At 39.9% G+C, this 20,081-nt stretch carries 14 protein-coding genes; 12 read left to right on the top strand and 2 right to left on the bottom strand.

Annotation, left to right across the window (positions count from 1 at the left end; translation table 11 throughout):
* Window positions 1–34: 34 nt before the first annotated feature.
* Together pepF and yhfH are read right to left on the bottom strand one after the other, a co-directional pair.
* Window positions 35–1,855: an oligoendopeptidase F gene (gene pepF, locus MKY45_RS13830; RefSeq protein ID WP_042534608.1), complete on the bottom strand. Its 1,821-nt coding sequence runs from the start codon at window positions 1,853–1,855 to the stop codon at window positions 35–37.
* 268 nt (window positions 1,856–2,123) lie between these two features.
* Window positions 2,124–2,255 (bottom strand): protein YhfH, encoded by a 132-nt coding sequence (gene yhfH / locus MKY45_RS13825; RefSeq protein ID WP_084612985.1) that lies wholly within the window; start codon window positions 2,253–2,255, stop codon window positions 2,124–2,126.
* A 112-nt stretch (window positions 2,256–2,367) separates the two neighbouring features.
* On the opposite strand from yhfH, the gene MKY45_RS13820 reads away from it, so the two are divergent.
* The 12 genes from MKY45_RS13820 to MKY45_RS13765 all read left to right on the top strand — a co-directional run bounded on the left by MKY45_RS13820 (window position 2,368) and on the right by MKY45_RS13765 (window position 20,081).
* A complete protein-coding gene (locus MKY45_RS13820) occupies window positions 2,368–3,096 on the top strand; it encodes an MBL fold metallo-hydrolase (RefSeq protein ID WP_193064769.1) in 729 nt (242 codons plus the stop codon).
* A gap of 153 nt (window positions 3,097–3,249) precedes the next feature.
* Complete coding sequence (locus MKY45_RS13815) at window positions 3,250–4,245, top strand: lipoate--protein ligase (RefSeq protein ID WP_042534606.1); 996 nt, start codon at window positions 3,250–3,252, stop codon at window positions 4,243–4,245.
* A gap of 231 nt (window positions 4,246–4,476) precedes the next feature.
* On the top strand, window positions 4,477–4,941 hold the full coding sequence (locus MKY45_RS13810) for a competence protein ComK (RefSeq protein ID WP_042534605.1): 465 nt from the start codon (window positions 4,477–4,479) through the stop codon (window positions 4,939–4,941).
* Between the two features lie 381 nt (window positions 4,942–5,322).
* Entirely contained in the window at window positions 5,323–5,961 is a 639-nt protein-coding gene (locus MKY45_RS13805; RefSeq protein WP_042534604.1) for a TVP38/TMEM64 family protein, read from the top strand.
* Window positions 5,962–6,120: 159 nt separating this feature from the next.
* The gene (gene lepB, locus MKY45_RS13800; protein ID WP_042534603.1) at window positions 6,121–6,669 is read left to right on the top strand and encodes a signal peptidase I; all 549 of its coding nucleotides are present in this window, start codon (window positions 6,121–6,123) and stop codon (window positions 6,667–6,669) included.
* An 819-nt stretch (window positions 6,670–7,488) separates the two neighbouring features.
* A complete protein-coding gene (gene addB / locus MKY45_RS13795) occupies window positions 7,489–10,986 on the top strand; it encodes a helicase-exonuclease AddAB subunit AddB (protein WP_341173023.1) in 3,498 nt (1,165 codons plus the stop codon).
* Window positions 10,979–14,695 (top strand): helicase-exonuclease AddAB subunit AddA, encoded by a 3,717-nt coding sequence (gene addA, locus MKY45_RS13790; RefSeq protein ID WP_341173022.1) that lies wholly within the window; start codon window positions 10,979–10,981, stop codon window positions 14,693–14,695. The genes addB and addA overlap by 8 nt, the downstream gene beginning before the upstream one ends.
* A 3-nt stretch (window positions 14,696–14,698) precedes the next feature.
* A complete protein-coding gene (locus MKY45_RS13785; RefSeq protein ID WP_042534598.1) occupies window positions 14,699–15,856 on the top strand; it encodes a DUF418 domain-containing protein in 1,158 nt (385 codons plus the stop codon).
* 144 nt (window positions 15,857–16,000) lie between these two features.
* Complete coding sequence (locus MKY45_RS13780; protein WP_042534597.1) at window positions 16,001–16,372, top strand: YisL family protein; 372 nt, start codon at window positions 16,001–16,003, stop codon at window positions 16,370–16,372.
* 581 nt (window positions 16,373–16,953) lie between these two features.
* The gene (locus tag MKY45_RS13775; RefSeq protein WP_256704784.1) at window positions 16,954–18,453 is read left to right on the top strand and encodes an alpha-amylase family glycosyl hydrolase; all 1,500 of its coding nucleotides are present in this window, start codon (window positions 16,954–16,956) and stop codon (window positions 18,451–18,453) included.
* A 231-nt stretch (window positions 18,454–18,684) separates the two neighbouring features.
* Window positions 18,685–19,233, top strand: coding sequence for a signal peptidase I (gene lepB / locus MKY45_RS13770; protein WP_042534594.1), 549 nt, complete (start codon window positions 18,685–18,687; stop codon window positions 19,231–19,233).
* A gap of 218 nt (window positions 19,234–19,451) precedes the next feature.
* Window positions 19,452–20,081 (top strand): helix-turn-helix domain-containing protein, encoded by a 630-nt coding sequence (locus MKY45_RS13765; RefSeq protein WP_193064837.1) that lies wholly within the window; start codon window positions 19,452–19,454, stop codon window positions 20,079–20,081.

The following is a 20,081-nucleotide window of genomic DNA, read 5'->3' as shown; positions in this document are numbered from 1 at the left end:
AAGTTAGATAGAAAGCATTAAAATTTAAAACAAATTATTCCGAATAGCTTTCGATTAACTTATCGATTAATGAACCGACATAATCCACCGCAATCTCGATATTTTTTGGATTGGACATATCAATGCCTGCATCGTTAATTAACTCAAGCGGGCGCTTGGTACCGCCTGATTTTAAGACGTTTAACCAGTCATCCACAGCAGGCTGTCCTTCCTCACGAATCCGCTTAGCCATGGTTGTTGAGACGGTTAAACCGGCAGAGTAGGTATATGGATACAGACCCATATAGTAATGCTGCTGGCGCATCCATGTTAAGCCTGCACCATTATCAAAAGTGACGGTGTCTCCCCAGAAGGATTCTAATACTTGACGTTTCTCTCTGCATAAAACATCAGCTGTTAACGGAGTGCCTTTTTCAGCCAAATCATAAACCTTACGCTGGAATGCGCCTTCTAATAGATGTGTAATAAAGTTATGATAATAGGTCCCCAATAATTGGGTAATCACCCAGCGTTTCATCCGCGGATTATCTTTGTTTGCGTGCATTAAATGATCAGCAAGCAGCAGTTCATTTAATGTAGAAGGTGCTTCAATAAAATAAGTTGACGGTCGTGTATTAAAAAGCGTCTGATTTTTACCGGCTAAATAGAAGTGACCGGCATGCCCTAATTCATGTGCAAGAATAAAGGCGTTGCGCATTTTATCGGCCCAGGTCACCAGAATATATGGATGTGCTCCGTATGGGCTCGAACAGAATGCGCCGCTTGCCTTACCAACATTTTCAGCACGGTCTACCCAACGGTCTGATAATGCTTTTTTCATTCCTTCGATATATTCCGGCCCCATGATATCGAGTGCGTTTAAAATGGTCTCGGAAGCCTCTTCATAGGATGTACTCGGATTAAACGCAGGGTCCAGCGGAGCTTTTAAATCACAGAATCGCAATTCTTCCAGCCCGAGCTTTTCTTTTAGTAATTTCGCGTACTTCTGCATGTGCGGAGCTAATTTTTCCTGGATAACATCTAATTGATTATGATACATTTCCGTGGTTGCCTGCTGTGGTGCTAAAAGCATATCCGTGACAGAATCATATTTTCTTAACTTGGAAAGCTGTACCTGTTTTGTAATCTCTGTCTGATAGGCAGCAGCATACGTATTTTTATATTGTTCCAATGTTTCTATAAAGGACTCATAGGCGTTCCTTCTCAATACAGTATCCTCTGAATACTCATAACTTTCTTCGTATAACGGTTCACTCATTGGCTGTGTTTTTCCCTGACTGTCTGTTACACTTTTGAACTGTATATCGGACTGTTTGCTTCGTGAAAAGATATTGTGTGGAGCTTCTAAAACTTCACCCAGCGCAGATAAAGCCTCCTCTAATTCAGGTGAGAGAATATGCTCCTTCTGCTCTAAAATATCAAACAAATATTTCCGGTATGTTTCAAGTCCAGGCTCATCTTCTATAAACTGCTCGATTTCAGATGAAGTCAGGTTAAGAAGCTCTGTTTCAAAGAAAGAAATCTTGGAGCGGATTGCAGCAAGTGCAGCCCCGCTCTTTGCAGCAGCCCCCTGATTCACAGGATCGCTCCCGTCTGCACTTACTAATAAATTTGCATAAACGGCAACATGAATAACCTTCTGCTGGTAAGCTTCTACAGAGTTAATAGCTTGTAATAAAGTGTTTGCATTTTCAGAAAGCTTTCCTTTAAAAGTGGTAATTTGATCAGCTTCTTCGACAATGTCCTTCAATGCTTTCTCCCAGCTTTTTTTGTCAGGAAAAAGATCTGTTAAATCCCATGTCTGTTCAACAGGCACATCTTTTCGATATCTTCTGCTTTCTTCTATCATTGTCATTCCTCCCAAATGCTTGAAATATTACTGTCTATCAAAGAAAATATAGATACAGCAATATGTTAGCCATTAATTCGATTACCTAATTAATTATAGTACACAGAAGGGGAAATTTATAGCGTTTTATCACAGAAGCAATAAATGTGCAAAAAAAAGAGAATAGCCGAGTACAGGCTATTCAGGAGAAGGATATAACTTATGGGAATTCTTAATATTAGACAGAGCGAGAATAACAGTAATGCCTTACTAATGGTTTTACTGGTAACATCTATTAACGCCCTGGATAATCGCAATCGTCACAAATGTTGCCATAACAATCTGCCTTTTCATTTACCATTGCATTTCCACATTTTGCACATTTCTTCTTTGGCAGATTTTTAAAAAATTCGATAATTCCAGTCATTTCGATTCCTCCTAATGTTTTAAATGATTTAAAAGTATTGTACTATAACAGAATATTGATGTCAACACTGTATTGCTACAATTTTTAAAAATTTTAAGGAGCTGTTTTTAAGATGCAATTAACTATTATCGGCTTTTGGGGCGGCTATCCAAATAAAGATGGCGCTACTTCAAGCTATTTATTAGAAAAAGACGATTATAAATTGGTGCTGGATATGGGGAGCGGAGCCCTGTCCAAGCTGCAGAAATTCACATCTGTACCTGAACTGGATGCAGTGATTTTATCGCATTATCACCATGATCATGTAGCAGATATCGGTGTACTCCAATATGGAAAACTGATTGATTATTATGTGCATAATAATGAAAAAAAACTAAAAATATATGGACATACAGAAGATGAAGAAGGCTTCTCGTCCTTGTCCCACCAGTATACAGAGGGGGTTGCTTATAACCCGGAGGAAGAATTGAAAATAGGGCCTTTTTCCATTACATTTCTAAGAACAGCGCATCCAGTTCCATGCTTTGGCATGCGTATTACGGACGGGAAAAAGACGATTGTATATACTGCAGACAGCAGCTACACAGAAGCGTGGATTCCATTCGCAAAAGATGCGGATGTACTTATAACAGATTGCAATTATTTTAAAGAACAGGATGGAACAGCAGCCGGACACATGAATAGTGAGGAAGCTGCCGGCATTGCGCAGGCTGCAAATGTGGGAAAATTAGTGCTTAGCCACCTGCCTCAGTTTGGTGTACTAGAACAGTTGAAGGAGGAAGCTGAACAAATATATACAGGTCCGGTTATATTAGCAGAGGAAGGGTATGTTTGGAAGTAACTTATAAGAGGTGTTCAGTAAAGCTGTTATAGGTTTTCAAGGTGACGAGTTATCATCGGGCTTTTTAAACGCCTATTTGCAGGTAGAAGTTTTGATTTGCAATAATTTATACGTTAGAATAAAAATAGTGAAAATAAAGGGAGGAATAGTAAGTTGAAATTTATTGATAATAAAGGAATCACAGACCCTCAAATTAATCTGGCTATTGAAGAATATATTCTTGAAAATTTTGGTGAGAAAGATACATACCTCTTATTTTATGTAAACAGTCCTTCTATTATTATCGGACGAAATCAAAATACAATTGAAGAGATTAATACGGATTATGTGGATGAACAAGGAATTAAAGTTGTTCGACGTCTTTCCGGCGGCGGCGCAGTTTACCATGATGAACAAAATTTAAATTTCAGCTTTATTACGAAGGATGATGGCAACAGCTTTCAGAATTTCGCTAAATTTACACAGCCAGTTGTCGATGCTTTGAATAACATCGGTGTGCCGGTTGAATTGCAAGGAAGAAATGATTTAGCTGTAGAGGGAAGAAAAATATCTGGCAATGCGATGTTCTCTACCCGCGGCCGTATGTTCAGCCATGGAACGTTAATGCTGGATTCCCAATTAGAAGAGTTAACTAAAGCGTTAAAGGTGAAAAAGATTAAAATTGAATCAAAAGGAATTAAATCAATTCGCAGCCGCGTGGCAAATATTGCTGAATATCTGGACAGCCCAATATCTATGGATGAATTTAAGGAATTGATTTTACGCTATATTTTTGATGTGGAAGACGTTAACGATGTGCCGCAATATGTATTAACCGATGAAGACTGGGCAAAAATTCATGAGATTTCCGAAAAACGTTATCAGCAATGGGAATGGAACTATGGAAAATCTCCTTCATTTAACTATCAGGAGTCTAAAAAATTCCCAGGCGGGCTTGTTGATGTTCGTTTAGATGTGAAGAAAGGCATCATTGAAAATTGTACCATCTTTGGCGATTTCTTTGGCTTGGGCGATGTAAAAGTATTAGAAGATGCACTGACCGGTATCCGCCATAACCGCGATGCTGTCAAAGAAGCTGTAGATCAGGTTGATGTCTCCCATTATCTTGGCAGAATTTCTAAAGAAGAATTTCTAGAATTGCTTTACTAAAATTTCTAGCAGAATACGAATCATTTAATAAAACTTCATTCTGAAGCGTTAAGAGCTCTGCGCAGAATGAAGTTTTTTGTCGATATTAATTCTAGAATTTAACACCTGAATTTTCTTTGTTTTTTTTAAAATAATGCAAAATTTTTAAAATAATTATTTCTTTTTCCTCAGTTTGGTGCTATAATACTTTTAACTCATCCATATCACTAGGGAATAAGGAGGAAAAATAAAATGCAAATGAGAGAAATCACCCCTTATACGATGGCAATATTGTCGGATAAGGACGAAAATGGAAAGAATATCACCCGTATTTTAGAAGATGAAGTAGAGTATGTATTAAAAGGCAGGCCGACTAAAGTGATTGAATACGCATGCGCATATTTTGGATCTGATTTAAAAGGCCGGCAAAATGGCATCAAAAGTATATCCCACATTACACATAAAACTCCAATACCGATTGATCCAAGAAATAAAATGTATTTCTTTCCCACAAAATCTCCATCCCATGAGAGCTGTTCCTGGATATCACATACTCATATTGAAGATGTTAAAAGAATAGATAGTAAATCGACGGAAATTTTATTTAAAAATGGACGAAGCATCACATTGGATATTTCTCACGGCATCGTTATTAATCAAATACAGCGTACCGCTCATATACGCTATCTTATGGATGAGCGGGGCAGTGCATTTTAGTAACCCTGCAGTACAGGATTTCAAATGGGATTAAGAGATAATAAATGATTAGAAGAGTTGTTACTTTATCTTCGTTTTTCTGCTTTTTCCTCAGTCTCCTCTCAAAATCACCTCAGCCAACTTCAGTCATAATAATATAAAGCTACCTAGAATAAAAGCCGATATTTTGGCAGGCCTCTGCATAAAATAATGTTATTGCTTAAGAATATGATTATAAAACCTTCTCTGCTTCCATTCATGATGATAATAAATATAATTATAATAGGGTACCCTGGTGATAGATTGAGTTTCATTGGGCAGAGAAGTTTATACTTTTCAAAAAAACTGCAGTAGCATATAATCATCAATAAGATTGTTGGAATTTTGAGGGAGACTGACCGTATGTACGTAATGAATATTACATTTTCAAATTGGCAGACATTTCTAAAAGAAGAAGGCTGGGAGGAGTTTATCCGCCAGCTGTTGGAGCAATATGAAGGGCTCGGTCCGTTGCCTGGTATTGCGCTTCCTTTTTTTGAAGCTTTTTTACCATTTTTGCCGCTTATTGTATTTGTACTCGGAAATGCTGCTGCTTACGGTTTGTTTGAGGGTTTTCTCTATTCTTGGCTTGGTGCTAGTTTAGGTGCTGTTCTAGTGTTCCTTGTTATCCGGCGTTTAGGAAATACAAGACTCTTAAAACGGATACGCCATAACAAGCAGGTGTCCAGGATTACGAATTGGGTAGAACGGCATGGCTTTGGACCTTTGTTTTTATTATTATGTTTCCCATTTTCTCCATCATCTGTTATTAATGTGGTGGCCGGGTTGTCAAAAATCAGTTTCTACCCATTTTTATTAGCGGTGCTGTTAGGGAAGACCGTGATGATTTTTTCTATTTCTTATATTGGCTCCAGTATTATGGAATTTGCACAAAATCCGGTACGGACCATTTTAGTGGGAATAGGTATTATCATTTTTTGGGTATTCGGCAAGTATTTAGAGAAAAGACTTCAAAAAAAGGTGGACAAGCACCAAGTATAGTAACAGAAGTCAAATCAGCTAGTATAACAAAAAGAATAAAAAGACGTTCATATATTTTTTAAAATTAAACGAATACTGTCTGTCTGCGGATAAAAGGTTAAAGTTCTTTGCTTTGGGGTATGATATTAATAATTAAACTAAAGCGAAGGAAGAATAACAGTGAAAAAATATAACTATGTAAGAGTTTCTATTGTCGCTGTTTTGTTAATCGCTGTGTTTTTACTTATCCGGACATTTTTATTCGAAAACTATGTGGTTAACGGAAAATCCATGGAACCCACACTGTATGACGGAAATTTAATGATGGTTAATACGTTTACAAGTGATATTTCAGATATTTACCGTTTTGATGTGATTGTATTTCATGCCTCGGAAGAAAATGATTATGTAAAACGGGTTGTCGGGCTTCCGGGAGAAAAAGTAGAATACAAGGATGACCAATTATATGTAAATGGCGAGTATATCCCTGAGGATTTTCTGCAGGAAGAAAAAGAAAAGACGGAAGCGACACCTTTGACAGAAGACTTTACACTTTTGCAGGTGACTGGGGAACAAACGGTGCCGGAAGATGAACTGTTTGTATTAGGGGATAACCGCAGAGACAGCTTAGACAGCAGGTCAATCGGCTTCGTCCCTGTAGAGGAAGTAGTTGGCAAGGTGGATGTGACGTATTGGCCGATAACACAGTTATTTAAGCAGCCGCACTAAGACGGATGGAAAGCAGGTATATGTTCGTGTAAGATGTATGAACAATCCTAGCATTCACCATTTTAGTGCAGGCATGAAACAGATGAAAATAAAGTGAAACTTCCTTCAACGGGGGTGCTCCGTCCCCCCACTGAAGGACTAAAGGAACAAAGGTTAAGTTCGCGACGTCCTGGGTCTGCGATTACTCACCCCATCAAAAAGCGTTGTCGCAACCCCTTTGTGACCTACATCCTGTAGGCCGGAACGAATTGGACCGTTACTGGCTGTTGGATCTCCCGCTTAGCAATAACATGTATTCGTCATTTCTGGAAGCAGAAGTCTTACAAAAGCCCTTCGGTGGGGCTAGCAATCGTAGCAATGTTGTCAGTCAGGTTAATTAATTTTCTTAAATTTAAAACAGATAGCAATAAAACTATCTAGCGGAGGAAAAATACGTAGACTCCTATGGGAAAGCGCAATGGTTTTCGGTGGGGCGAGTAATCGCAGTCCCAGTGTGAAGACCCCGCAAAAAAAAGTGAACTTCTTTTTTTCGAGGAGGCTGAGCGCAAGCCCATGGAAAGCGTAGTATTTTTCCGCGGCGGTCGCGTTAACCTGTCAACATTGGTAATCGCCGTCCCAGTCTCAGCCAGTTACACTGCGATAAATTACTTTTATTAGGAACAAGCTTCTATCTTTGATAAAATAAGGATAGAAGCTTTTGTTTTGAGGCAAGTAAGGTATAATGTGAAACAAACAATAACGAAACTGCTTTCTGCGGGAAATTTGCAGAAGGTTATCCGTAATCCATACATATACCACTAAAAAGGAGTGTGTATCAGATTGACTGTGCGATTTATTTTAGGCAGGTCCGGTACAGATAAAAGCGAGTGGATGATGAAGGATATTGAACATCGTCTGCAAAAGGAGCCGATTGGTCCGGCTATTTTTTATATTGTACCGGATCAAATGACCTTTCAATTAGAAACAGCTTTATTCAGCCGGGAGCATTTAAATGGGAGTATCCGGGCGCAGGTTGCCAGTTTTTCACGGCTTGCATGGCGGATTTTACAGGAAACAGGGGGCGGATTAAAGCCTTTTATCAGTTCGGTTGGAACCCAAATGATGCTTCGGAAAATCATTGCTGAAAAAAGCGGAGATTGGATGGCTTTTCAAAAAGCAATCAAAAAACAAGGATTTTTGGACCAGTTAGAATCTGTTATTCAAGAATTTAAGCGATATGAAATTACACCTGATGCACTTCGGTTACAGCAGGAGCAATTCAATAAATTTGTGCATCAATCTCCCTCGGAAACAGGGTTAGTCCGAAAATTGGATGATTTCATTTACATTTATGAACAACTTCTTAACCAGCTGCAGCATATGTATATGGACAGTGAAGACAGACTGCAGATATTAATGGAAAAAATTCCGCAGGCAAGCACGCTGGAAGGAGCACATATTTATATTGACGGCTTCCACCGCTTTACGCCGCAGGAGCTGTCCGTAATCACGGAATTAATGAAGAAATGTGCGCAGGTTCATATTGGTTTGACATTAGATCCGACAGCCACAGAGAATCTGGAGGAACTGGATATCTTCTACCAGACGAATCAAACCTATCACCAATTAACAGCTGCAGCGGAAGAGAACGGTATTTCGCTGGAACAGTCTGTTTATTTAGATCCGGCAAAGGATCAGTTTAAAGAGCGTGCCTACTTTGCTCACTTAGAACAGAATTTTGACGTACGGCCTTTACCGGAATACAAAGGGGAGGCTCCGATTCAAATAGCTGAAGCAGTGCATCCGCGTGCAGAAGTAGAGGGTGTTGCGGGAGAAATTCTTTCCCTTGTCAGAGACGAAGAATACCGCTATCGGGATATTTCCATTTTAGTAAGACAGCCGGATGTATATGATGATTTAATAGAAACGATTTTTGGCGATTATGATATTCCTGTTTTTATTGACCAGAAGCGTTCGATGCTGCATCACCCATTGATTGAACTGATTCGTTCGATGCTGGAGGCAATTGAAAATGGCTGGCGTTCCGATGCCATTTTCCGGGTTTTAAAAACCGGCTTTATCCCTGCCAGTGATGAGGAGTTTCCTTTAACCAGTGACGCCATTGATCAATTAGAGAACTATACGATAGAATATGGTATTCGTTACCGGAAGCAGTGGTTAGATGATAAACCTTGGAAATATCAACGTTTCCGCGGATTTGAACAGGCTGCACAGACAAACACGGAAAGGGAGATGCAGGATAAAATCAATCGTTATCGCAACCAAATAACGCATGCACTCCGTCCTTTTGATGAAAGCTTTCGTGCAGCAGGAAGTGTAAAAGAGCGCTGTGAAGCTATTTTTATTTGGCTGGAATCGCTAGGCGCACCCGAAAAGCTGGAAGAAATGCGTGCATCCTTCGATGAACAGGGCATTCCTGAAAGAGGAAGGGAGCAGCAGCAGGTCTGGGATGCAGTGCTCCAATTAATGGATGAAATGGTAGAAATAGCTGGTGACGAAGAAATGGATATGACTACTTTCAATGCTTCCATCAATGCCGGCGCAGAAGCTTTGGAATTTTCACATGTGCCCCCGACCATGGATCATGTGTTAGTGGGAACGATTGACAGGTCAAGAATGTCTGATGTCCGTTGCATGTTTTTACTTGGTGTGAATGAAGGAATATGGCCAATGAAGCCGACAATTGATGGCATGATTGACGATGAAGAAAGAGATTTGCTGGAGCAAAATGGCTTGAAGCTTGCGGATAATGGAAAACGGCAGCTGCTGGATGATTGGTTTTATATCTATTTATCTTTAACTGTAGCAAAGGATAAGCTGATGATTAGTTATCCAATTAGTGATGAGGAAGGAAAAGCGAAGGTCCCTTCTCAGGTTGTTCATCGAATAGAAGGCCTGTTTCCGGCAACGCAGGAGCATGTATTATTTCAAGATGTGGAGGATACTGCGGATACAACGCGATTTATTACGACCAAAACGAAAACAAGAGCAGCTCTGACAACGCAATTTGCAAGATTGCAGCGCGGCTATGAAATAGATCATGCCTGGTTTGCTGTATATAATTGGTATGTAAAAAATCAGCCGAAATACCGTATGACCTATCGCATATTACAAGGCTTATTTTATAAAAACCAGCCGGAGCATTTAAAAAAGGAAACAGCGGAAGAACTTTATCCAAAACAAATCAAGGCAAGCGTCAGCCGTCTGGAATCTTATTACAGATGTTCGTACCAGCATTTTGCCCGTTACAGCTTGAATTTGAAAGAAAGAGAAACATATAAATTGGATGCTCCGGATATCGGACAATTATTCCACGAAGCATTACGCCTCATTACAGAGTGGGTTCAAAATGAAAAAACAGACTTTAAGCAGCTTACCAGGGAGACATCGGCAAATTATGCACACCGGGCAATCCAGAAATTATCTCCCGTACTGCAGCATCAAATCTTGCACAGCTCGAACCGTTACACATTTATTCAGCAAAAGCTGAAGGAGATTATTGCCAGGGCAGCATTTATATTAAGTGAGCAGGCAAGACAGACAGATTTCAGCCCAATTGGTCTTGAACTCAGCTTTGGAGAGAAGGATAGCCCGCTGCCTCCGCTTATTTTGCCGCTTGAAAATGGGTATGAACTGCTGCTGCGCGGAAGAATTGACCGGGTAGATAAAGCACAGCTTCATCAGGATTTATATTTACGGATTATCGACTATAAATCAAGCTCCCGTGCGCTGGATTTATTGGAAGTTTACTATGGACTTGCCCTGCAAATGCTGACGTATTTAGATGTTGTACTGACTCATTCCGAAAAATGGCTCGGTCAGCAGGCGAGCCCGGCAGGCGTTCTTTATTTCCATGTGCATAATCCAATGATCAATATGGATAAAGAGAAATTAGACAGCGATATCGAGGAGCAAATCTTTAAGTCTTATAAAATGAGAGGACTGCTCTTATCTGATGAGGACATCGCCAGAATGATGGATGAGTCATTAGAATCTGGGAACAGTCATATTATTCCTGCCGGACTGAAAAAAGATGGTACATTCAACAGCAATTCGAAAATTGCGGATGAAGATACATTTGAACAATTGAAAAATCATATCCATGGATTACTGAAGCAGGCAGGACTGGATATGACTTCAGGCGGAGTAGAAATTAATCCGTTTCTGAAAAAAGAGACCGAAGCATGTACTTATTGTCCTTTTCATGCAGTTTGTCAGTTCGATCCTGCGTTAGAAGGAAATAATTATAGAAAAATAGCAAATATGAAAGAAAAAGAAGTGATTGAACGGCTAAAGGGAGGGGAAATCCGTGGTTAAATGGACACAGGAACAGGAACGGGCAATTTATCAAAGCGGCACGGATATCCTTGTAGCCGCAGCAGCTGGTTCCGGAAAAACAGCTGTCCTTGTAGAACGTATTATTCAGAAGTTATTAAAGGAAGAAGATGCAATTAATATCGATGAATTACTCGTCGTTACGTTTACAAATGCTGCTGCCCAGGAAATGCGGGCGAGAGTTGGAGCAGCGTTAGAAAAGGCTCTGGCTGAAAAGCCTGGATCACTTCATTTAAAAAAGCAGCTGTCCTTATTACAGAGAGCTTCTATTTCGACATTACACTCTTTTTGTTTAGATATTGTACGAAAAAATGCCTATATGATCGAGCTGGATCCTTCTTTCCGGATTGCCGATGAGGTAGAGATGGATATGATCAAACGGGAGGTTCTGGATGAGCTGCTGGAGGGCTGGTATGATGATTCGAATACGGAGCAGGAAACGTTCTTTGAAGTGGTGAACCGCTTTTCTAATGACCGAAGTGACAGAGATGTGGAAGAGTTAATTTTACGGACGGCAAATTTTGCAGTCCAGCATCCATCACCCAAAGCATGGCTGCACCAGCTGACGGCTAATTATGAAATAGATGAGAATTGGACGGAAGAGACCATCCCCTGGATTCAGGAGGTGAAGGAAGAAATATCGGGTCAATTAGAAGCGATGAAGCAGGAGAATGCATTAGCTATTGCTGTGGCAAGAGAGCCGGATGGACCGTATCATTATCTGGATGCTTTGGAAAAGGATACGGCGATACTGGATACAGCGATGGAAAAAATAACGCATTGGGAGGCATTACACCAATTTGTCCAAGATGCAAAGTTTGCTGCTTTATCCAGAAAAAAAGCAGACGATAATCCAGAGAAACGGGAGCAAGTGAAGGATTTTCGGAAAAAAGTCAAGGACAGATGGGACAAGATGAAGGAAAAATGGTTTGTCCGCAGCTTGCCTGCTCATATTCAGGATATGCAGGAAATGGCACCTGTTTTGAAACAAATGACCTTGATGGTAGAAGACTATATGGATAAGTTTCAAAATCGAAAAAAAGAACAGGCTATCGTTGATTTTAATGATTTGGAGCATTATTGTCTGGACATTTTAACAGAGACAAATCCAGAGGATAACAGCAGACAGGCTTCTTCGATTGCTTTCCAGCTGCAAAAGCAGTTTAAAGAGGTACTCGTTGATGAATATCAGGATACGAACCTGGTGCAGGAAAGTATTCTGCAATTAGTCCGCAACCCGGAAGATAATGGGAATATGTTTATGGTTGGCGATGTGAAGCAAAGTATCTATGGGTTTCGTCATGCAGAGCCTTCCCTGTTTATCGAAAAATATAAACAATTTGCCGCAAACGATGATCCCGCAGAAAGAATTGATCTTAACCGGAATTTCCGGAGCCGGGGAGAAGTGTTGATTGGTGCAAACTATTTATTCCGTCAGCTGTTCGATGAATCGGTCGGGGATATTGCCTATGATGAGGATGCTGAATTGATTTATGGTAACCGCATGTACGATGAATTTCCATTCGACTCTAATCCGGAATTGCTGCTGATTGATTCTCCACAGGGACAGAAATCCGATGGAGGAGAAGAAACAGAGGAAGATTTAGAAAAGGCGCAAATTGAAGCGCGCGCCTATGCTAAAAAAATACAGGAATGGATTGGTACCGGAGAAAATGGAACACCGATGCAGGTGGTGGATAAAGGAAAAGGGCAGCACCGTAATTTGATGTACCGGGATATTGTTATTTTAATGCGTTCAATGACATGGGCCCCGGTAATTATGGACGAGCTGAAAAAACAAGGTATACCTGTCTATGCTGAACTGACCTCTGGCTATTTTGAAGCGATTGAAATCAGAGTCATGATCAGTTTATTAAAGACTGTTGATAATCCGCGTCAGGATATTCCGCTGGCTGCAGTACTGCGGTCGCCTATCGTCGGGCTGCAGGAAAATGATTTAGCGGCTATCCGCTTAGCTGATCGTCACGGTAATTTTTATGATGCTCTCTTAGCATACATGGCAAAAGAAGATAACAGCGTAACTGAGCAATTAAAGGAGTTTCAAGAGCTGCTGGATAATTTAAGGTTATCTGCCCAGCAGGGAGCGCTCTCGGAATTGATTTGGCAGATTTACCGGGAGACCGGCTACTATGATTTTGTCGGCGGTATCCCTGGAGGGAAGCAGCGTCAGGCAAATTTACGGGCGCTGTATGACCGGGCAAGAAGCTATGAAGAAACGTCCTTTCGCGGTTTATACCGCTTCTTGCGATTCATTGAAAGAATGGAAGAAGAGCAAAAGGACTTAGGTGCTGCCCGTGCACTCAGTGAGCAGGAAGATGTTGTCCGGATAATGACGATTCATAAAAGTAAAGGACTGGAATTCCCGGTCGTTATCCTCGGCGGCATTGGCAAATCGTTTAATATGATGGATTTAAATCAAAAGTATCTGCTTCATAAGGATTTGGGCTTTGCCAGTAAATTTATTGATCCCGAGAAACGAATTCAATATTCTACGTTGTTTTATCATGCGATGCGGGAAAAAATCAGGAGAGAACAATTATCTGAAGAAATTCGTCTATTGTATGTTGCCTTGACACGTGCGGAAGAGAAGCTGTTTATGGTAGGGACAGTGGATTCGGCGGAGAAGCGGAAAGCAGCATGGTCCTGGATTGCACACCATCCAGACTGGGTGCTGCCGGCTTATTTCCGGGTTGGAGCAAAGGCTTATCTGGATTGGATTGGCCCTGCGCTTATCCGTCATCCGCAGGGACAAGTCCTGCGGGAAGAGGAGATAGGTAATCAGGTTTTATCTGCGATTACGCAGGATGCGTCCAAGTGGGAGGCAAATATTTATCCACGTCAGGATATCGTTGCCTTTGAAAATCGGGTACAGGAGAAACAGGATGCCTTAAAAACGCATATCAGAAATTGGGATCCGATTGAACAGAAAGATAAAGCGTTAGATGCTTGGGTGGATCACCGTCTTTCTTATCAGTATCCTTATCAGGAAGCTGCTCATTCACGTGCGAAGCAATCTGTAACCGAGTTGAAACGTCAGCAGGAGCAGAAGGATACGTATAGTGATGAAAAAATGCTTCCTGCAGCGACGAAGGCTCCAATTACGAAAAGACCAAGATTTATGCAAGCGGAAAAGAAATTAACACCGGCCGAAAAAGGGACCGCACTTCATACCGTGATGCAGCATCTTCCTCTAAAAGGCATGCTTGCAAATGAAGAAGTAGAGGAATTTATTGAAAAACTGGTGCAGGAGGAGAAAATGACAGCTGCAGAAGCAGAAAGTGTATCCACTTCGGATATTATCGCATTTTTAGAATCCGCTATTGCACAAAAGATTTTTGATAAGAAAAAGTTGTATAAGGAAGTGCCATTCAGTTTAATGCTGCGGGCCGAAAAGGTATATGCTGACTGGCAGGGGGCCTCCTCAGAAAAAGTGTTGATCCAGGGAGTTATTGACTGTATTATCCCTTCAGAAAACGGCTGGATTATTCTTGATTATAAAACAGACCGGATTACAGAAGAAATGTCAGAGAAATTGGAAGAAAAATTGAAAAAACGATATAAGACCCAGCTTGAGCTTTATCGATACGCTATAGAAGAAATCTGGAAGCAGCCTGTGGAGGAAACCTATCTCTATTTCTTTTCAAAAGGACTGCTTATCAAAGGGGAGTAGCCGGTGCAACCTTATCAGGGAAACAAACGATTAGAATGGATAGATGCAGCAAGAGGCTTTGCGATTTTTGGAATATTTATGGTCAATATAGGAGCATTTTCTGCTCCTTATTTTCTCTATGGCGGAGCAGAGGATGCCTGGACGGCTAAAATAGATCAGTACAGCTTGTTTTTTATTGATATTTTCTTTCAAGCGAGCTTTTACACGCTGTTTTCGATTCTTTTTGGTTTTGGGATTCAAATTCAAAAGGACAGCTTAGATAAAAAGGATATTTCTCCATACGGCTTTTTTGGACGCAGGCTGGGAGTGTTGATTATTTTTGGAATCATTCACGCCTTTGCGATATGGAGCGGAGATATTCTTCTGACTTATGGAACAATGGGATTTTTGCTATTATTCTTCTTATACAGCGGGGAGAAGGTTTTAATGGGCTGGGCGATTGGTTTATTAGGTGCATCTACCCTTGCCTTGACAGGTCTGCAGTATGCGGCAAGGAATTTTATTGATATAAGTTATACAGCGGAAATAAACCAAGCTTTTCAAAGCTATCAATCCAATGATTTTTCCATTATTCTGGCGCAGAATTTTCAGGATTGGCAGTTATCAAACGGGATTTTCAGCTTTTTCCTGTTTCCTTTTATTTTCCTGCCGCTGTTTTTATTTGGGATGTACTTAGCAAGAAAGAGATGGTTTCATGAGCCGCTTGTCCATAAGGGAATATTGAAAAAGGTTTGGGTTATTTCTCTAGTTGTGTTCATCGTATTTAAGATAGGACCGTATACATTTGGCAACCCGCTCTGGTTTAGTCTAGTTCAGGATAATATTGGCGGGACGGCATCGGCCGTCTTCTACCTGACGTCGATTACATTATTATGGGAGAAGGATAGGGCGCAGAAGGTACTTGGTGTCCTGAAGCCGATCGGAAAAATGGCATTATCTAATTACTTGCTGCAATCGATTATCTCTTTTTGGCTTTTCTATGGCATCGGTTTTGGATTATACGGGGAAATCCGGCCCGTTCATCAAATCGGTCTCGTGATTGTGATTTTCTGCTTACAGATTATCGGAAGTATGATCTGGCTTCGATATTTTCGGTTTGGTCCCGTGGAATGGGCATGGCGATCCATTACGTATAAAAAATTACAGCCAATGAAACGCTAATCATGGCAATTTGTTGACAAAGATACGTTTAAATGTCATCTTAGGGAAGAAAATGGTATCATTATAAACGAATTATTAGTCATTTTTGTGAAATATGACAGATGATGATGACATGTATTTATAAAATTGAAGGAGGGAACATGAATGACGCATATGCATATTACATCGTGGGCGCTGGGTCTGATTCTATTTTTAGTAGCTTTAGCCCTTTACAAGAAAAACAGTAACAAGCCTGCAACCATTGTTCATATGATTTTACGACTTGTGTATTTGTTTATCATCGTTACCGGTGGATTATTAACTTGGGACTATATTCAAGGCTATGGCATGCCGCTTCTTGGGGAAGCTATTGTAAAAGCACTTGCCGGTCTTTGGATTGTTGTGGTAATGGAAGGAATTCTGGTTTCTACGAAAAAAGGAAAAGCAGTAACCGGCAAATGGATTCAATTCTTTATCGCACTGATTATTGTTATTGTTTTAGGCTTTTTCCGTCTCCCAATGGGTTTTTATTTCTAAAATAAGAGGATGACGAACACTCCTGTGAGGATAGTGTAATACATTCTCGACGAACAGGAGGAGACAAAGTGCCTTGGTCCATTGCCGAGGCACTTTATTTTAAAATAAGAATGTTTATAAAAATAGCTGAAAATAGCCGCTACGGAAAAAATACTCCGCTAGAATCAGCTTCATTTCTTTGAAAGAAAGCAAATAAAACATATCTTTTCAAAGATGGGAGCGGATGTTGTCGACTCCTTCGGGAAAAGCAACAGGTAGACCTGAACAGGAAGCGATTTTCTTACCGTGCGGCTGAGCCGTTGCCCGCGGAAAGCGACTTCCTGGGGCTGGGACTGGGACTGCGATTACTCGTCCCACCGAAAACCATTGCGATTACTCGCCCCATCGAAAACCGTCGTAGCGGACATCTCCTTGGCGAGAACACCAATGTTTTAAAGATAGTGGTGTTCTTGTTTTTTCTGTTTAATTGTGAACGCTTTTTTACATCATTCCAATCAAGGTATGATTTTTTTAGAAAATAAGTGATAATAAAACAAGGGTGGAATCGTAATTACAGTTTTATTATCATTGGGGGAAAATCTATGATTAAAAAAATAAGTATTGGATTTGCTGCTGTTATCAGTATGTTTATCATGCAAATACCGGTACATGCACAGGACGAAGATATACATAATGAAGTATTTTATCAGGTATTGATTGACCGCTTTAATAATGGGGATACGGAAATTGAAGGAGAATTAGATATTAACGATCCTTATCATTACCATGGAGGGGACTTTCAGGGAATTATAAATAAATTAGATGATTTGCAGGATATTGGAATTACCACGATTTCCCTGAGTCCGATTACGGAAAATAAAGAAAGAGGATATCATGGTTATTGGATCAATGATTTTTATGAGATCAATCCGCAATTTGGAACAATGGAAGATTTTGAGCGTCTTGTATCCGAAGTGCATAATCGTGATATGAAAATAATGATTGATTTTGTATTTAATTATGCTGCGGATACCAGTCCGTTAACAGATGATGCGGACAAGGAAGATTGGTGGCTTGGAGCACCTGAATCAAATGACGAATGGCTGTCAGAAACAGTTCAATTTGATTTAACAAATCCGGAGGCTGCGGAATATGTATTAGACGCTGCGAGATATTGGCAGGAAGAAACCGAAGTGGATGGATTTAAGCTTCATGATGCAGACATGGCGCCGCAGCCATTTGTCGAAGAGCTGACAGCAGCTTTGAAAGAAAACCGTCCTGATTTTTATCTGATTGGTGATACAAGTGCGGCAACGATTGATGAAGCAGCTTCGTTAATGGAAAATACATCCCTCGATCTCATCAATTATCCGGGTTTCAATCAAGTATTAAGCGAAACATTTGCAGATAGCGATCAGGATGTTTCAGCCATTTTTGATGCGTGGAAAGAACAAAGGCTGACCGATTTTTATAAGCAAATCGACGGCCTTCAACAAGAACGTTTTACAAATATCTTTTCAGAGAATCAACGTAATGCTGTCACTGCTTGGACGCTTGCCTTGACCTATATGTATACTACACCGGGGGCAACAATGGTAACGCAGGGGACAGAGCTTCCCATGTACGGAATGGATGCGGAAGAATCGCAGCGGCTTGTTCCTTTTAATAGCGGAGATGAAGATTTAAGGGAGTTTCATAAGCGTATTGCTGCGCTGCACAATGAATTTCCGGCATTAAGGTTGGGAGATTTTGAATATGTCGGCTCCGAAGCATCCATGCTGGTTTTCCGCCGCAGCTATGAAGACGAAGTGATGTATGTCGCTATTAATAACGGAAGTGAATCAGCATATATTGATGAAACTAATTTAGAATCTGGTATGCAGCTGACCGGTATTTTAGAGGATAATTTAGTCCGTGAAAATGAAGAGGGCAATTATCGGATTGGAATACCGAGAGAATCTGTAGAAGTCTATCTTTTAGAAGAAGATAAAGGCTTTAATTGGTTATTTATCGGCTTTATTATTTCTGTTCTTTTATTATTTGTGATTGCTGTTGTACTATTAAAAAGAAAGCAGAAGCAAAGAGAGCATGCAGACAATTAATACTGTTAATTACCTTGGTGAATTTGAAATATAACTGCATAAAAAACATGTGTCTGATTTATTACTGACGCATGTTTTTTATGATTGTACGTTTGGAACATCCTTTCTAAGGGACTTTACTCACCCCTATGTATAGAATAATTTTAGAATATATAAATATATATCGTTCCATTCTCCTGCTTATATTGTATAATAAAAGAAGAGAGTATTTGTTTAAAGGAGGTGCCCAGTATGGAGCGGAGCGCAATAAAGAAAGAATTCTATTTGCTTTGCAGAATTATTCTTTTTGTTGTTATCGGATTATTTATTGTTAAAAATTTCCTTTTAGCTCCTTCGGTCGTATGGGGTGAATCGATGCAGCCCACTTTTTTCGATCAGGATAAAATCATTGTTAATAAAGTAGCTTCAATAGACCGGTTTGATGTGATTGTATTCCAGGCCCCTGACTCTGACAATTATTACGTGAAACGGGTTATTGGTGTACCAGGCGATCATATCGAATATAAAAGTAATACGTTATATTTAAATGGAGAAGCAGTGGAGGAATCCTACTTAATAAATGATGACAGTCCGGCGAAAATGGGTTTTCAAACTGGTAATTTTACATTAGAAGAATTAACAGGCTATTCCATTGTTCCGGAGAATACCTATTTTGTTTTAGGCGATAATCGCGGAAACAGTAATGACAGCCGCTTCTTCGGCTTTCTGAATGAAGAGGCAATTATTGGGGAAGTAACATTCCGATTCTACCCATTTAATAATATCGGCAGGCCTGAATAAACCTGTATCTAAAAAGGAACTTCCTGATTTAGATGCGGTTTTTTTTATTTTATTCGTCTTTGCTATTTAAGAAAGGAAGAAAGCGGTTTTTTCAAAATTAATCCAGCTTATATATCTATCCTAATTCAATTGCGGCTGTATTTGACATTTTGTCAACATCCCTCGTATAGTAGAATAAGAGGAAAAGATAACTGAAAATAGAAGGGTTTGTATAACGAATGAGCCAAAATATAGGAGATTACTTAAAAGAGCAGCTAAAGGAAAAACATATTTCTATGCGTGAACTAAGTAAACAGACGAATATTAATGTTTCGACGATATCCCGAATTATCAACCATAAGCGTAAACCGACAAATCAGCATTTAGTGGAAATTTCAAAAGCACTGGATGTTCCTTTTGATGAATTACTTCAGAGAACCGGACTGCCGGTCAAATCTTCAGAGAATCATACTAATGATATACAGACATCTATTGTAATGATAGATCAATTTTTAGAGCAATCAGATGATCATTATGATTCTTTTTCAATGGAAAAATTAAAAAAACAACTGGATTGTTACGAAAAAGATGCAGAAACGGAAGAAGGGCGCCGTCTCATTCTGGATACATTTCATCAGAAAAAAGAAGATGCACGAGCCCGCGGGGCCTATATGAAAAAACTTTCCACTTTTTTTCATCGGATTTGTCATAAAAAAGGAACAAGGAAAGAATTAATTTTAATGGGTGCAGCACTAATTTATTTCATCAGTACAGCTGATGTTATTCCGGATTATCTTTTTCCTGTTGGTTATTTAGATGATGCTGTAGCAGTTCAAGTGGTAATGAATGCACTTGCTAATAAAACGTAA

The sequence above is a fragment of the Oceanobacillus sp. FSL K6-0251 genome (genome assembly GCF_038004725.1).
Taxonomy (GTDB): Bacteria; Bacillota; Bacilli; order Bacillales; family Amphibacillaceae; genus Oceanobacillus; species Oceanobacillus oncorhynchi.
This window is presented reverse-complemented; position numbering and strand designations above follow the sequence as displayed.

Coding starts and splice junctions, on each gene's coding strand:
- pepF (WP_042534608.1), bottom strand. CDS start 1,855: ATGACAATGATAGAAGAAAGCAGAAGATATCGAAAAGATGTGCCTGTT.
- yhfH (WP_084612985.1), bottom strand. CDS start 2,255: ATGACTGGAATTATCGAATTTTTTAAAAATCTGCCAAAGAAGAAATGT.
- MKY45_RS13820 (WP_193064769.1), top strand. CDS start 2,368: ATGCAATTAACTATTATCGGCTTTTGGGGCGGCTATCCAAATAAAGAT.
- MKY45_RS13810 (WP_042534605.1), top strand. CDS start 4,477: ATGCAAATGAGAGAAATCACCCCTTATACGATGGCAATATTGTCGGAT.
- MKY45_RS13805 (WP_042534604.1), top strand. CDS start 5,323: ATGTACGTAATGAATATTACATTTTCAAATTGGCAGACATTTCTAAAA.
- MKY45_RS13780 (WP_042534597.1), top strand. CDS start 16,001: ATGACGCATATGCATATTACATCGTGGGCGCTGGGTCTGATTCTATTT.
- MKY45_RS13775 (WP_256704784.1), top strand. CDS start 16,954: ATGATTAAAAAAATAAGTATTGGATTTGCTGCTGTTATCAGTATGTTT.
- lepB (WP_042534594.1), top strand. CDS start 18,685: ATGGAGCGGAGCGCAATAAAGAAAGAATTCTATTTGCTTTGCAGAATT.
- MKY45_RS13765 (WP_193064837.1), top strand. CDS start 19,452: ATGAGCCAAAATATAGGAGATTACTTAAAAGAGCAGCTAAAGGAAAAA.